Annotated in this window: 11 protein-coding genes; 4 read left to right on the top strand and 7 right to left on the bottom strand. The window is 37.8% G+C overall.

Annotation, left to right across the window (positions count from 1 at the left end; all coding sequences use genetic code 11):
• The first annotated feature begins 389 nt into the window (after positions 1 to 389).
• Positions 390 to 2,051 carry a phosphoenolpyruvate carboxykinase (ATP) gene (locus IW492_RS09770; protein ID WP_202067436.1) on the top strand — a complete coding sequence of 554 codons (1,662 nt, stop codon included), beginning with the start codon at positions 390 to 392 and terminating at the stop codon, positions 2,049 to 2,051.
• A gap of 68 nt (positions 2,052 to 2,119) precedes the next feature.
• Here IW492_RS09770 and IW492_RS09765 read toward each other — a convergent pair whose 3' ends face one another.
• Both IW492_RS09765 and IW492_RS09760 read right to left on the bottom strand, forming a co-directional pair.
• Positions 2,120 to 2,383 (bottom strand): hypothetical protein, encoded by a 264-nt coding sequence (locus IW492_RS09765; RefSeq protein WP_202067435.1) that lies wholly within the window; start codon positions 2,381 to 2,383, stop codon positions 2,120 to 2,122.
• Between the two features lie 873 nt (positions 2,384 to 3,256).
• Positions 3,257 to 4,201, bottom strand: a complete 945-nt coding sequence (locus tag IW492_RS09760) for a DUF7916 family protein (protein ID WP_202067434.1) — start codon at positions 4,199 to 4,201, stop codon at positions 3,257 to 3,259.
• Between the two features lie 310 nt (positions 4,202 to 4,511).
• Between IW492_RS09760 and IW492_RS09755 the strand changes: the two genes are divergently transcribed.
• Both IW492_RS09755 and IW492_RS09750 read left to right on the top strand, forming a co-directional pair.
• Positions 4,512 to 6,215 (top strand): NFACT RNA binding domain-containing protein, encoded by a 1,704-nt coding sequence (locus IW492_RS09755; protein ID WP_202067433.1) that lies wholly within the window; start codon positions 4,512 to 4,514, stop codon positions 6,213 to 6,215.
• A gap of 1,006 nt (positions 6,216 to 7,221) precedes the next feature.
• Complete coding sequence (locus IW492_RS09750; RefSeq protein WP_202067432.1) at positions 7,222 to 8,049, top strand: undecaprenyl-diphosphate phosphatase; 828 nt, start codon at positions 7,222 to 7,224, stop codon at positions 8,047 to 8,049.
• 248 nt (positions 8,050 to 8,297) lie between these two features.
• Here IW492_RS09750 and IW492_RS09745 read toward each other — a convergent pair whose 3' ends face one another.
• Both IW492_RS09745 and IW492_RS09740 read right to left on the bottom strand, forming a co-directional pair.
• Positions 8,298 to 9,323, bottom strand: coding sequence for a DUF1002 domain-containing protein (locus IW492_RS09745; RefSeq protein WP_442896325.1), 1,026 nt, complete (start codon positions 9,321 to 9,323; stop codon positions 8,298 to 8,300).
• A gap of 191 nt (positions 9,324 to 9,514) precedes the next feature.
• Positions 9,515 to 10,666 (bottom strand): AI-2E family transporter, encoded by a 1,152-nt coding sequence (locus tag IW492_RS09740; RefSeq protein WP_202067431.1) that lies wholly within the window; start codon positions 10,664 to 10,666, stop codon positions 9,515 to 9,517.
• Positions 10,667 to 11,295: 629 nt separating this feature from the next.
• On the opposite strand from IW492_RS09740, the gene IW492_RS09735 reads away from it, so the two are divergent.
• Positions 11,296 to 11,574: a hypothetical protein gene (locus IW492_RS09735; RefSeq protein WP_202067430.1), complete on the top strand. Its 279-nt coding sequence runs from the start codon at positions 11,296 to 11,298 to the stop codon at positions 11,572 to 11,574.
• 31 nt (positions 11,575 to 11,605) lie between these two features.
• Here IW492_RS09735 and IW492_RS09730 read toward each other — a convergent pair whose 3' ends face one another.
• The 3 genes from IW492_RS09730 to IW492_RS09720 are packed head-to-tail and all read right to left on the bottom strand — an operon-like array spanning position 11,606 to position 15,390.
• On the bottom strand, positions 11,606 to 12,235 hold the full coding sequence (locus tag IW492_RS09730; RefSeq protein ID WP_202067429.1) for a V-type ATP synthase subunit D: 630 nt from the start codon (positions 12,233 to 12,235) through the stop codon (positions 11,606 to 11,608).
• A 4-nt stretch (positions 12,236 to 12,239) separates the two neighbouring features.
• Positions 12,240 to 13,616 (bottom strand): V-type ATP synthase subunit B, encoded by a 1,377-nt coding sequence (locus IW492_RS09725; RefSeq protein ID WP_202067428.1) that lies wholly within the window; start codon positions 13,614 to 13,616, stop codon positions 12,240 to 12,242.
• Entirely contained in the window at positions 13,609 to 15,390 is a 1,782-nt protein-coding gene (locus IW492_RS09720; protein ID WP_330927794.1) for a V-type ATP synthase subunit A, read from the bottom strand. The genes IW492_RS09725 and IW492_RS09720 overlap by 8 nt, the downstream gene beginning before the upstream one ends.
• Positions 15,391 to 15,537: the final 147 nt, after the last annotated feature.

The following is a 15,537-nucleotide window of genomic DNA, read 5'->3' as shown; positions in this document are numbered from 1 at the left end:
CCTTTTAATTTTTGTTAGCAAATAATCTTTAGCTCTGTTTGGTAGATTATTTGCTTTCTTTCGGACAGTCCGGCTGCCAACACGTTTCGGCTTCTCATAAACGCATTTGTATCGAGGATCGCAGTCCGGCGAGAACCGTAGATACAATGATTGTTACGGGGTGAAATCACAAAGAATCATCAACCGGGAATTCAGTATAGAATTTTTTCTCTTTTAAACTTGTGTGAACTATAGAATTCACTGAATTATTTTATTCCTTCTCATTTTCATTATACTAATACTTTGTTTTTTTGCCTAGAGAAACTATATTATTTTTTTATAGAAAACGCATACAAAACTGTTATTCTTATGATAAACTAGAATTAAACCTGACGAAAGGAGTGTTATTTATGAGCACCATCAGAAAATACAATCTTCAAGATATCACAAAATCGAATCCGTTTTTCTCAAAAATCAAAAGTATAATTGAAACTTCCTTTTATGCCAATAACGTAACTGAAGTTACAACAATTGCTCAGGCTTATCGGTTGGCACAACAGTCTCCCGGAACAATCGTCACAGATTTACCGATCGATCAGCCTGATTTATTCGGTTTACCTGAAAACAGTAAGATTCTTGTCACAAATGACGGAGAAATAGTCGGAAGAACTGCATCCGCCCGCCGAATTATCGGCCAGCCTGGAATAGATGAAGAATATTACAGCAGAATTCTTCGCGAAGCTGTTTATAAACTTGGAAAAAAGGAATGCTATCATTCTTCTGTAGGAATAGGTCTTGCAAAAGAGTTTATGCTTCAGGGACATCTTTTGCTGCCAAAAGGATTTGAAGGAAATCTTTATTCTTATTTACTAAATTTTCAATTTTTTGATTTCGAATATCAAAAGAGATACCAGGACTCTGTTCTTTACAACGAACCTGACCTTTTTCTGCTGGCTGATCCTGACTGGGTACACCCAGATTTTCCAAATGGTCTTGTCCTGATTGATTCGCTTCATAATACAGCTGCCATACTAGGTTTACGATATTTTGGCGAATTAAAAAAGGCTGCTTTAACACTCAGCTGGTCCATTGCTCATAGAAACGGCTATGTTGCCTGTCACGGTGGAATGAAACAGTTTCAATTAAATAGTCGTACTTATACAATGGCAGCTTTTGGACTTTCCGGTTCCGGTAAGTCAACAATTACTTTGGCAAGCTATCATAATCAGCCTGTCACGGTACTTCATGACGATGCCTTTATCATTTCAAAAAAACACGGTTCCTCAATTGCATTAGAGCCCTCCTATTTCGATAAGACACAAGATTATCCAATGAATAATCCAGCTGTTAAGCATTTTCTAACCTGTCAGAATGTAGGTGTCACCTTAAATGAGAACGGCAAGAAAGTTTTAGTAACGGAAGATGTTCGAAACGGCAATGGCAGAACAGTCAAATCACATTTAGCTACTCCAAACAGAAAAAATTATTTTGCTGAAAAAATTGATGCAGTTTATTGGATCATGAAAGATGACAGTCTTCCTCCGGTTGTAAGAGTGGACAATGCTCAGCTTGCCGCCCTTTTTGGTGTTACTTTGGCTACAAAACGATCAAATGCTGAACACTTAACAGAAAAAACGGACGAGGGGCAACTAGTTATTGAACCATTTGCCAACCCCTTTAGATGTTATCCTCTGGCAGAAGACTATCAGGACTTTCTAACTTTATTTGAAGATAAAATCTCCTGCTATATTTTAAATACTGGGCACTTTAACGGAAAGAAAATTACTGTCAAACAGACATTGGACAGTATTGAACAAATTATAGAAGAACAGACTGAGTTTGTTCCTTTCTCTCCAATCTCAGGTATGTTTTACCTTCCGATTCCGGATTATCTTCCAGATTTTTCAGATCAGACCTATCTAAACAAAATTTACTGTCATCTGGCAGATCGACTTGCGTTTCTAGAAGAACAGCAAAAGCTGTTGGCAGGTTACAACGCACTTCCATACGAAACTATTCAGCTATTGAAAAAAATCATGGTATCTTTGAGTGACTTTACTTCTAAAAAATAACGAATGTCCCATTGTGAAGAAAAAAACACTGTTTTCATTTAAGATGAAAACAGTGTTTTTAGCCTATATTATTTCCGTACTCTCTTTGCTTCCTGATTCATCACCATGCTGCTCGCAATTCCAGCTGCACCTAAAATTATCGTCCACTTACGAGATGAAAGCAACCCGTAAGCTACTAGACTTGCTCCAACTATACCATTTGTAATGGTGCTTATTTCCAATGATCTTTTTCCAGGCTTCGGAAGTCTGATATTCATTCCAATGGATTTTTGAATTATTTCCTGAGCATCATCCAGTACACTAAATAATGAATCTTCTTTTTGTTCCTTCATCAATTTCTCCTCTTTTCATTTATTAATTTTTCTTCAACCATGTTTCTGTTTTTACTCAAACAAATCATCAATCATACTGTTTAAAATGAACATAAATATTTCTCTGGATCTGCGGCTCAATTGCTTCTTCATCTCTACAGTAAATAATAATGTACTTGAAACTGCGTAAACCCTCTCCCTGTCTATTTTCAATTTCAGGCTGGCTTCTTTAACCATTAAAAAAAGAATGATTTACTGTCAAATCTCATTTTTTCCACTTCTTCTGCAGGAATTCTATTTAAAAATGAGAGAAAAGCCGGAGAACCGAAATCATAGAGAAATGGTGTACGTTCATATTCCTGAAACTGCTATTCCATAGATTTAATAAATCTAATTATTTTTAGGACCGCCTCTTCAATCGTTCTTAAACACGAATTAAAGTATCACAGACGAAGGATAAAGCAAGTAAAAAGCTTCTGTTGAAGTTCCTATAGCCGAAGTTACATCGCTGATACTCATTTTTTTATAACCAAACAATCTCCATCTTTTTTACATTCCACACATAGTCTGTCCTTCATATAGTACCTTTTCTACCTCTGGACATACACTCTTTTCCTATGTTATGAATAAAAAAATATTTTCGTTCACAACATAATTATAACCTACTTCGCTTTTCTGTCAATTCATTCTGTATTTGAATTTACCCCCAATTTTAGAAACTGATACAAAAAATTATTAAACTAACAGTATTTCGAAGTGTATTGCATTTGTTTAGAAAATAGCTTCTGCAGCTACTGATATAATAGGGTTCTTAGTGACAAGCAGGTAAATTCCAAATTCTATAAATAGAAAATGAGTACAGATCTTTTTTTGATCCATACTCATAATTTTTTTCTATCTGTTTACTGATCGAGCCATCCGATTAATGGTGTGGCGCATTCCTCTGATTGCTATAGACATTTCATAAATATTTTCAGCCGGTGCCAAACCGCCATAGCCAGCATCCCCAATATGCTGAATGTCCACTCCGCAAATTTTGTTAATTAATGCAATTTGGCGAATCGTTTCTTTATTCGCACTTTCCTGACTCGTTCCAATCGCAGACATAGTCAACAAGTTGTATTTTTTTGCTATAGCAACTGCTTCTTTCAAATTATCTTCGGTAAAGCCCGGAACTGTTCCAACTGCAGGAAGTAATAGAATATCCGCTCCTGCTTTCGCATATGCTTCAACTGCTTCACTTGAAACAACAGGCTCCTCTGAACCGGCACTATGCATTTTCCCTGCAATTACAAGTCCGGAGAAATTTTCTTTTGCTACAGCTACTGCTTTCGCAATTTGTTTATTTGTTACACCTGTACCTGGATTACCAGTCAAACAGATAAAATCTATACCTAGCTCTTCTGCTCTTTGAATCGATTCTTTTGAACTTGTTCTCCCTGCAGAAATTTCAAGCTTTTCACTAAACATTTCGGAATCTGAATCTACAGGTTCCAGATTGACGCCAATTGGTCGTCCAACCAGCTTTTTTAACTCAGCAATTGGATTTTCTTTATTTTTTTCCGGATGTTGAAGATAATCAAATACTTTCGCCTCATTCATTCCAGGCAATCCCTGTACAATTGGATTAAAGCAGTCAAAAGCATTTAACAGAATCAAATCAGCACTATAGGCAGCTGCCACTTCTGCATTCGTAATATCTCCCGCCTGAGGAGAAGCAATTACTACATTTTCAGCCAGAATTGTTCGGCCTTCACTTGCCTTAATTGACTGTTTCAGTTCACTGGCTGACATTTTTGAAATATCACTGTAACTTGCACTAATAAGTCTTTTTACCATTATTCATCCTCCCAAAATTAGGACACGTTATATTGAAAATAACAACAGAAATCTATTTTTTAAACTTTTTGCTGCTGATGCTCCAACCATGCCTCATTATATACCTCCTAAAGTATACTGTACTGAACTGAGAAATAAAAGAAAATTGACAATAGAATATTAATCATGCAAATGAATTTTTTTCACGATCAGCTATTCACTATTAGCAACATTCTCTTTTAAATCGGATACATACACTACTTCCTTTATTATTAACTCTGTATTCGTTATAATAAGAATGTTATGGATATTACAGAAATGAGGGAATAACATGTCTTTCGATGGAGTTTTTACCCACGCAATAATAAATGAATTATCCGATCAGCTTATATCCGGACGTATTTCAAAAATTCATCAGCCTTATGCCAATGAGGTTGTTTTAGTCATTCGTTCTCAAGGAAAAAATCATAAATTGTTGTTATCTGCCCACCCAAGTTATGCTCGAATTCAACTTACCAAAATGGTTTATGGAAACCCCGAGACACCGCCGAACTTTTTAATGATGCTGAGAAAATATTTAGACGGTGCCATCCTCGGAACCATTCAACAAGTAGAAAATGATCGGATTATTCATCTATCATTCACAAAACGCAATGAACTTGGTGATCTTCAAAATATTCTTTTAATTGTTGAATTGATGGGACGACATAGTACGATTGTGCTTATTAATCAGGAAACAGGTAAAATTTATGATGCAATCAAACATGTCGGCAGTTCTCAAAATACCTATCGTTCACTGTTGCCGGGAGCAGAATATGTTTCACCTCCCAATAAAAATCAACTAAATCCATTCACAGCATCAAAAGAGAAAGTTTTTGAAATCCTGTCTAAAGCAGAGGAACTAAGCGGTTCATTTTTACAGCAGCAGTTTCAGGGCTTAGGCAGAGACACTGCTGAAGAGCTGGCTTTCCGTCTGATCCAACAACCGAATAATAAAATCCCTGTATGGACATCCTTTTGGGCGGACATTCAATTACGTCCTTTACCCACCCTTACACAGACAGAACGAAAAGAGTTTTTCACTCCTGTTCCATTCGAAACATTGTCTGGAGAAAAAACAACTTATGACACATTAAGTCAGCTGCTTGATGTTTTTTACAGCGGTAAAGCTGAAAAGGATCGTGTAAAGCAACAGGGAGGCGAACTTATTCGTAAAATTGAGAATGAGTTAAAAAAGAATCATTCCAAGCTTGGCAAATTGAAAAAAACATTGGCTGATACTGAAAATGCAGAATTCTATCGCAGAAACGGTGAGCTGCTCACCACATTTATGACACAGGTTCCAAAAGGAGCGGAAATAGTAACACTGGACAATTATTATGAAGAAAATCAGCCAATTGATATCAAACTAAATCCTGCTTTTTCTCCAAATCAGAATGCTCAGAAATATTTCCAGAAATATCAGAAGCTGAAAAATGCTGTCCGTGTTGTACAAGCACAATTGGAGCAGACACAGCTGGAAATTCTTTATCTCGAATCTGTTCTTTCACAGCTGGAATTGGCCACTCCTATGGATATTAGTCTGATCCGAGAAGAATTGCTCAATGAAGGCTATATAAAAAAACAAAGACAAAATAAGCAAAAGAAACAGCAGCAGAGTAAACCTGAGTCTTTTATTTCTTCAGAAGGCGATACGATTTTAGTTGGCAGAAACAATCTTCAAAATGACCAGTTGACACTAAAAACAGCGAAGAAAACAGATTACTGGTTACATGCCAAAGATATACCGGGATCACATGTTATTATAAAAAATTCGGCTCCCTCTGAAAAAACACTTTATGAAGCTGCAGTTCTTGCCGCTTATTTTTCAAAATTCCGATTATCTGCTCAGATACCAGTAGACTATGTTCAAGTCAAACATGTGCATAAACCCAATGGAGCAAAGCCCGGCTATGTAATTTATGAAAATCAGAAAACATTATTTGTCACGCCTTCAGAAGAAGATGTAGAACGATTAAAAAGAGAGTCAGTCTGAAAATTAAAATAGTTTTGAAGAAGTTGTGATAAAACTTCTCCATACAACGAGTAACCGCAGAAGCACTTGCACGTCCCTAACTGCGACGAGTAACCGCAGGAGCACTTGCACGCCCTTAACTGCGACGAGTAATCGCAGGAGCACTTGCACGCCCTTAACTGCGACGAGTAATCGCAGGAGCACTTGCACGCCCTTAACTGCGACGAGTAATCGCAGGAGCATAAGTGCCCAGCTTCAAGCAATAAGCAGAAAATTCCGAAAATGACAAGAAACACGGAATGTTCATTCCGATATTGATTGATTCCTAATTGGTACTCCACAAATTTTTAGTGAATTTCGGCTTATTTCCGAGATGTTGCCTGCGATTACTCATCACAGATTAGGACCGACAAGTACTAGTTCTACTTTGCCACTTCTGCTTATATTCGTACTTTAGCAGAATAGTATGTGTAGTTTCGATAAGTATTCCTTGAATCACTTGATGTAGTAGAACTTTATGCGTAGCAGAGCTACTGTTGCTACGAGTCTAACAATTCTCGAGACAAAACATTGCACTGTATCCGTTTTTCTGCATCTACGGTTCTTACTACACGACAATACACTACACTTCGTTTCGATCTCATCAATTTCTAAACGCAGAGCCGCTAAGAATTGAAGGACTTCGTTCCGATCCTCGAAATATATCTGAGGGGCATGCAAGAGCTTACTTCTTCGAATGCTCGAACCATACAAAGACTGGAACACCGTTTATCCGGCTTTAAAGATTTAGGATATATTAATGTCACAGACCCTTTCCTACGATTAGTCAAGAGAAATATAGAACATTTTTCTTATTATTTAATTTTTTCAATGGATAAAAGAGTGGATAAAGTGTATACCAAATAAACCATATAATTCTCTAAAATTTTTATCTGGTTTTCTATCACTGGTTGGTTTTTTCCCGACTTAAAGGTATACTAGGTTATATGCATTTTTATATGTATTTATCATAGAAAGGAATGAACCTATGTTATCTAATTTATGGAAAGCAATTATCCTTGGTATTATTGAAGGTATTACTGAATGGCTTCCTATCAGCAGTACCGGGCATTTAATTCTGACCGATGAATTCATAAAAATGAATTTAAGTGCAGATTTCATGGAAATGTTTAATGTTGTTATACAATTAGGCGCGATTATGGCTGTCGTTGTTCTCTATTTTCACAAGCTTAATCCCTTCTCCAACAGTAAGTCAGAGGGAGAAAAAAGGGAAACCTGGGAATTGTGGAAAAAGGTGCTGGTCGCCTGTGTTCCTGCTGGTATAATCGGAATATTCTTGGACGACTGGTTAGATGCACGTTTTCATAACTTTGTCACTGTATCCATTATGCTGATTGTTTATGGGATTGGCTTTATTGTTATTGAAAAACAGAATAAAAATAAACAGCCCAAATGTACGAATTTGAAAAACTTTACGTATAAAGCAGCAGTGATTGTCGGTTTTTTCCAGGTTTTATCATTAATACCAGGGACTTCCCGTTCTGGAGCTACAATTTTAGGAGCAATCATGATAGGTGCTTCCCGTTATGTGGCAGCTGAGTTTTCCTTCTTTTTAGGAATTCCTGTAATGTTTGGTGCAAGCTTTCTTAAAATTGCGAAGTATCTGATGAAAGGTAATTCGTTTAATTTTTCTGAGCTGTTTATCTTACTGGTAGGTGCAGTTGTTGCTTTTCTTGTATCAGTAATGGTGATTAAATTCTTGTTAAACTACATTCGAAGACACGATTTCACTGCATTTGGCTGGTATCGCATTGTACTTGGTATCTTGCTGATGAGCTACTGGCTGTTTTCATAAGCATCACGAGCGATTTTTATTAATTTATGCAGAAAAGAGCCTGTGACAAACACTTTTATTGTACTCAAAAATCCCAATGAAATGAACCCTTTCCAGTTCTTTCATTGGGATTTTATTATGGACTTTTTATCACAAGCCCTTTCATAACATACAAAAAAGTTGGTTATCGAAAATCTTCCACTTTCAATAACCAACATACGTATTTCAGTTAGCAGTTCCATTTGACGATGAGCCTATAAAAGCAGCTGCTAATTAAACAGTCCGCTGAAGAAATCTTTGACTGACTGCCACAAGCCTGCAAAAAAACCTTCATTAGCTTTTAAAGCACCAGTCAGATCACCAAATCTGTTGCCAAGATCTTTTAAAGTATTCTGGAAGCCTTCACTGATTTTATCAAGCTGTGCAATAGATTCTGCAGAAAGTACCCCATCTATTGAAAGATACTGTTGTGCCAGTGCAATTAGTCTGTTGATGCTGTCCTGAGAAATATACTGTGATAAATCATTTTTTTCAATGGCATTATTGACAACCGTTTCCACTTCTTCGACAGTGACTGCATCCCCTTTCTGATTTTTCAAATCAGCAAGTTCCCTTTTTATGTCAACCAGCGCCTGATTCAGCTGAGTCTGATAAGCTTTATTCGCTGCCTGTTTTTCTTCATCTGTCATATTCGAATTGTTCCTGACTGCCTCGTTCGTAATATCATTGGCAACATCGGTTGTAGTTGTTAATTCTTCCTGCGCCAACTGTGCACGATCTGAATCCACTGCTTCTCCATTTGCTTCAAAAGCTTTGTAAACACCGGTCAATGCACTTTCGCCAGTTACCTTGACCACACTTCCTACTTTGATTGTTGCATCACTGATACCTGCTGTAACAAGCGGATTTTTGTACTGATCTGCTGTAATCAACGTAATATTTTCAGGTGTCACAATATCAACAGTAATTCCTTTACCTTCATTTTCTCTGTTTACCACGACTGAACTTAGCATTGCTGCATCATCACCGCTTCCTGAGCCCAGATATTTAATTAAATCTGCGCCTGTAGCAGTTTGGATATTCACCTGATCTGCACTGATACCAAGTATTTTCATTGTTTCTTCCCGTTGGGCATCTGATAATCCTGCGCCTGCTACAAATGTTGGTTTCCCCCAACGTTCATTAATCACTGTATCCGAGGCACTCGCTTCACTTAAGGAAGGCATCATTGTACTGATTCCACCAACCATTAATAAAGCAGCTGCCACTGCAGCTGTTAGTTTTCTAAATTTCATTTTGACCCTCCACCTTACTTTGAAAGATATAGTTGCACATTTCTATCATAGCGGAATTTATCAAATAAGGGAAATAACAACGTTTTTCTTTAAAGATTATTTACTAAAATTTGCGAAATTTAAACAAATCAAAAAGGTTGTAAGACAGCCTCCAACAATAGTTGCTTGTCTTCATCTGACTCATTAACATCTCAAAGATTCAACTCAGATACCTTTTCCTGCTTTTTTTGGGTCTCTTCTCTTTGAATATATATTTTTCCCAGCTTATAGATACTGGCAATAAAAGGAATACCCAAAAACATACCTGGAATCCCAGCCAGCGGACCAAAAACTATGACTGAACCAAGTACATAGATACCCGGCAAGCCAACAGAATTGCCTACCACACGCGGATAGATGAAATTGCTCTCGAATTGCTGCAGAATAACTAGATAAACCAGAAACCACAGTGACAATACAGGATTAACCGTAAATACCAGAAACATACCAATGGCTCCGCCTACATATGCCCCGACAATCGGAATAATATTGATAACCCCCACTAAAGTCCCTACCAGTACCGGATATGGCATATTGAAAAGAAACATGCCTGTTGCACAGAGTGTCCCCAGAATCACTGCTTCCAGACACTGTCCTGTTATAAATGCGCTGAATGTCTGATGAATAATTAACAAAACCAGATTCGTCCGCTGCTGAATTTTCTTTGGAAAATAAAGCTTGGACAAGCGTTTATACAAATGTATGAATCTTTCTTTATCAACTAGCAAATAGATAGCAAAAACAAAAATCAGTAAAAAATTAAACAGACTCCCAATTAATGTACTGATTAAATTAATCAGTATATCAACGGTATTCGCCACACCGCCCCCAACAAAACTAAAAATATTTTGAAGGAAAGACTTCCAGTCCAGTTCAAGCAATTTCAGATTTTTTTCAATTTCCGGATTATTTTTAAAGATTGCTGTCAGAAATTCCTGAATCTGATTAAACGTCTTAGGCAAAGAAGCCAGCAGCATATTAATTGATTCAAAAATTGTCGGAAAAACCAATCCAAAAAATGTTGCAATAATTATTACGAGCAGAATTAGCGATGCCAACAAACTCAACGCTCGTTTAAAGCGATAGATTTTCTTTTCCTTTACTTTTTCAAACAGCTTCTCAATTCGGGACATAATCAGATTAATTACATAAGCCAGCAGGATGGCAAAAATGATATTGGAAAAAGCACCTAAAAGATTCTGCCCCCATTTCAGTATCGTCTGAAAATTTAAAAGCCCCAGGACAATGATCGTCCCTATAATCAAATATTTTTTTATCATTTTATCAATTGACAAATTATTCATGAAAATACAGCAACCTCCTTAGATATCTCTAAGAATACACAAAACTTCAAAAAAAGTATAGAACTATCTGCTTTTTACAGAATCAGCATTTAGATTTCTCTTACTTAATACCTGCTGAATAACTCAAAAATACTGCATAAATTAATTGTTAAGCAAAAAAGGTTAGCTAATCTCTGATAAAAAATATTTTTCAGAAATTATTTACACTTTTTAGAAAACGATTAGTGTATAAAATAAGGATTTATTTATAAAAAGTGCACAGTTTTTATTTTAATTAACAGCAAAATCGTGTACTTATTTTACAAAATTGGGATAAACACTTTAGATTAGATATATTTTCTGTTTTATTCAGTATGAGTTACTTAAAGATCCCTTGAATCCCAGCTGCAAATAATATAAGCACTCTATCTAAATCGTCCTTTAATCAGAAAAAAATGTTGTATTTCCCTGCAGAAAAAATGAATGTCTCTTTCATTCAAAAATAGAACGTTACATTTATTGATCAATATAGCATTCTTATAGTAAGTAAATTTTTTGTTTTTAAATAGAATTCATTTACATATTTATCATCTTATGATATCTTACATATAAATGTAAGCGCTGTCCAAAAAAAGAAAGGAGATGTTTTCTTGGAAGAATTTAATGTAATTCTCAAACAGTTTGAATATTTGAACATGGACAATCCGAAAGAATGGATGAATTCTTCATTGACACCTTCTCTGCTTAAAACAATTCAGTCGCTCGAAAAACAAATTGGTTTTTCTATTTACTATATTTCTCACACAAACCAGCCGGTACTGACAACGAAGGGCAGAATATTTCTTCAAGTTATGGCCTCTGCTGCTAAAAAGAACAACCCTGCATCCTTATCATTCAGCTTTGATCAACAGGAAGACCCGATGGAATAACTCTGATTCCTCGGATCTCTGATTGTATTATCTAACTCCCCATATCTTTAATCTTGATTAAACGGGTGATTTCCCCACGCTCGTTTTCTTCCAGCTTCATCTTAATATAATAAATCGTTTCTTCCAACTGCGGAATCGTCAAGTACTTCAATGCATTAACACGCCTGCGTGTCTTTTCAATTTCTTCTGCCATCAGCTGACAAGTTTTTTCAACCTCTGCCAATTCAAGCATTTTAGGCAGGATTGAGGATATTTTATCAAATGAACGATCCAACTCTGCGTTGGAGTTTAAATACCCGTAATCTAAAGGCGAATCCACGATTTCTTCATCATAATGAAAGTTCATAATTGGAACGGTTACACTCATTACGTTTTTTTCGATGATATCCATCGTTACTTCACTTGCAGGAATGGAAACCAGCCCTTCAATAAAGGCTTCATTCAAGGTACTGCTTGCCAGAACAAAACTTGACAGCGCACCATTCAATTCTTCTTCCACATCAATTCTCAGCTGATTGTTTTTTCTGATCAGGAGAATAAATTGGCGAATTAACTCATCCTGCTTATCCTTTAATAATTTATGCCCTCTGGCAGCAGTTCCCAATAGTTTTTTTAATCGGGTAAGCTCCATGCGGGTAGGATTTACATTCAAGCGTACCATAAAATCACTCTCCCACAGTCAAATATTCATCCAGCATATCATCTTTTATTCGCTTTAATTCAGTTCGCGGCAGGATGGACAGCAGTTCCCAGCCAAGATCAAGCGTTTCCTGAATTGAACGATTTTCAGAGAAGCCCTGATTGACATACTCATTTTCAAATCGATCTGCAAATTTCGCGTAGATTTTATCAACATCAGAAAGTGCTGATTCTCCAAGAACCACAGCCAGTTCTTTTGACTGTTTTCCCTGTGCATAGGCAGCAAACAGCTGATTCATTGTCGGCGCATGATCAATTCTTGTTTTCCCTTCGCCTGTTCCTTTATCCTTCAAACGAGAAAGCGACGGCAATACATCAATCGGCGGCTGAATCCCCTTCTTATACAACTCTCTGGATAAAATAATCTGACCTTCCGTAATGTAGCCTGTCAAATCAGGAATCGGATGCGTCTTGTCATCTTCTGGCATGGTTAAAATTGGAATTTGAGTCACTGAGCCTTTTAGACCTCTGATTCGTCCGGCACGTTCATACAATGTTGCCAAATTCGTATACAAGTATCCCGGATACCCGCGGCGACCAGGAACCTCACGTCGAGCTGCTGATATTTCACGCAGTGCTTCACAATAATTTGTCATGTCGGTCATGATTACCAGCACATGCATGCCTTTTTCATAAGCCAGATATTCAGCAGCTGTCAATGCCATTCTTGGCGTAGCAATCCGTTCAATCGCAGGATCGTTGGCCAGATTCATGAATAGAACAGAACGGTCAATTGCACTGGTCTGACGAAAATCCTCCATGAAAAATTCTGCTTCCTCAAAGGTAATTCCAATTGCTGCGAATACAACCGCAAAATCATCCTCACTGTTCAACACATTTGCCTGTCTGGCAATTTGTGCCGCCAACTCTTTGTGCGGCAGCCCTGATCCTGAAAATACAGGGAGCTTCTGACCACGGACTAATGTATTTAAATGATCTATTGCAGAAATTCCAGTCTGAATAAATTCATCTGGATAATCACGATTAAATGGATTGATTACTTCCCCATTGATATCCACCTGTTTTTCAGGAAGAATAGCCACACCATTATCCTTGAGACGTCCAAGTCCATCAAAAATACGACCAACCATATCTTCTGAAACACCCAGTTCAAGAGGATGACCTAAAAATCGAACTTTCGAATCACGAATATTAATGCCGCTGGTTCCTTCAAAAATCTGAACCATCGCTTTATCTCCATTAACCTCAAGTACCTGACCTCTTCTAATTTCACCATTCTGCATGCGAACTTCGATCAGTTCCTCATACTTTACACCTTCAACTTTTTCAACAATCATCAAGGGACCGACAACTTCATTGATCGTACGATATTCTTTAATCATTGGTCATCCCTCCATCTGCCACAATTTGCTTCATCGTTGTTTTAATTTCGCCTGCCAATTCATCCATCTGATAAATCTTTGCTTCCGGAACATATTTGCTTCGGGCTATTTTATCTCGAATCGCTTCCGTTCCCTTCATAATTTCAGAAAAGTAAGCATTTAATTCAATGGCTTTCTTTCCTTCTTCAAAGAATGTCAGAATCAGACGCATCATCTTAAACTGTTTTTCTCTTGAAGTAAATGTATCCACATCATCAAATGCATTTTGCTGCAAATAATCTTCTCTAAGCGATTTAGCAGTTTCTAAAGTTAGACGGTCTTTATCAGATAAAGAATCAATTCCAACCAGTCGTACAATTTCTTCCAGCTGTGATTCTTCCTGCAAAATTCTCATTCCGTCTGCTACCATTGCAGACCAATCCTGCTGCAGCTGCTGATCCAAATATTTGCCGACTTCTGTACTATACAATGAATAACTCTGAAGCCAGTTAATTGATGGAAAATGTCGTTTCTGAGCCAATGCCGAATCCAGCCCCCAGAATACCTTCACCACACGCAGAGTATTTTGTGTCACTGGTTCAGAAATATCTCCTCCTGATGGTGAAACAGCACTGATAGCTGTAATGCTGCCTTCCCGATGATCTTTTCCTAATGCAACGACATAACCTGCACGTTCGTAATATTCTGCCAGTCGGCTGCCGAGATAAGCAGGATAGCCTTCGTCACCCGGCATTTCTTCCAGACGCCCGCTCATTTCTCTAAGTGCTTCTGCCCAGCGGGACGTTGAATCTGCCATAATTGCCACTGAATAGCCCATATCACGAAAGTATTCTGCAATAGTAATTCCTGTATAAATCGATGCTTCCCGAGCAGCTACAGGCATATTGGACGTATTTGCGATCAATACTGTCCGTTCCATTAATGATTTGCCTGTATTTGGATCAATTAGTTTAGGAAACTCATTTAGTACATCCGTCATTTCATTTCCACGCTCGCCGCAGCCCACATAAACAACCAAATCAACATCTGCCCACTTGGCAATTTGGTGTTGAACTACTGTTTTACCTGCACCAAACGGACCTGGAACAGCTGCTGCTCCCCCCTTGATTACCGGGAAAAAGGTATCAACTACTCGCTGACCGGTAATCATCGGTGCAACAGGATTCATTTTCTGAGAAATTGGACGTCCTCTTCGAACCGGCCATTTCTGCATCATGGTGAACTCTTTGCTACCTTGTTCTGTCTCAAGAACATAAACAACTTCTTCAATTGTGAATTTGCCGGATTTTATTTCCGTAATTCTACCTGATACACCAACTGGCACCATAATACGATGCTGAATAGCTTCCGTTTCTTCAACCGTACCGATGATGTCGCCTGCTGAAACTTCTTCACCAACCGCTGCGACAGGAACAAACAGCCATTTCTTTTCTCGATTCAATGAAGGGATTTTTACACCTCTGCTGAGAAAATTACTGGCAGTCACTTCTGCAAAGGTATCCAATGGACGTTGAATCCCATCAAACATTTCAGAGATGAGTCCCGGAGCAAGCTCCACTGACAGAGCTTCTCCTGTGGTTGCCACCGGTTCACCCGGACCGATTCCAGTTGTTTCTTCATATACTTGAATGGATGCGACATCACCGCGCATCTCAATAATTTCTCCTATTACTCCCAAATCGCCTACATAACAGATGTCCTGCACACTTGCATCGGACATGTTATCTGCCATAATCAGCGGACCGGATACTTTAACAATTCTTCCTTTTTGCACTATCATTCCTCCTGTTCCGAGCTTTCACTGAAAATTTATCAGAGGGCATTAACCGCATTACAGCTTTCCATTAAAAGCAGCACTGCGAACCCCTCCCATTCAAAGTCAGATTGGGTTTTCATCTGCTTAACTCAAAATTTCCGGAAT

Origin of the sequence: Enterococcus sp. BWB1-3, assembly GCF_016745275.1 — a bacterium.
In the GTDB taxonomy this organism is placed as follows: Bacteria; Bacillota; Bacilli; order Lactobacillales; family Enterococcaceae; genus Enterococcus_L.
This window is presented reverse-complemented; position numbering and strand designations above follow the sequence as displayed.

Bases quoted from the DNA above. Each gene is read 5' to 3' on its own strand.
- IW492_RS09770 (WP_202067436.1), top strand. From the start codon at position 390: ATGAGCACCATCAGAAAATACAATCTTCAAGATATCACAAAATCGAAT.
- IW492_RS09765 (WP_202067435.1), bottom strand. From the start codon at position 2,383: ATGAAGGAACAAAAAGAAGATTCATTATTTAGTGTACTGGATGATGCT.
- IW492_RS09760 (WP_202067434.1), bottom strand. From the start codon at position 4,201: ATGGTAAAAAGACTTATTAGTGCAAGTTACAGTGATATTTCAAAAATG.
- IW492_RS09755 (WP_202067433.1), top strand. From the start codon at position 4,512: ATGTCTTTCGATGGAGTTTTTACCCACGCAATAATAAATGAATTATCC.
- IW492_RS09750 (WP_202067432.1), top strand. From the start codon at position 7,222: ATGTTATCTAATTTATGGAAAGCAATTATCCTTGGTATTATTGAAGGT.
- IW492_RS09745 (WP_442896325.1), bottom strand. From the start codon at position 9,323: ATGAAATTTAGAAAACTAACAGCTGCAGTGGCAGCTGCTTTATTAATG.
- IW492_RS09740 (WP_202067431.1), bottom strand. From the start codon at position 10,666: ATGAATAATTTGTCAATTGATAAAATGATAAAAAAATATTTGATTATA.
- IW492_RS09730 (WP_202067429.1), bottom strand. From the start codon at position 12,235: ATGGTACGCTTGAATGTAAATCCTACCCGCATGGAGCTTACCCGATTA.
- IW492_RS09725 (WP_202067428.1), bottom strand. From the start codon at position 13,616: ATGATTAAAGAATATCGTACGATCAATGAAGTTGTCGGTCCCTTGATG.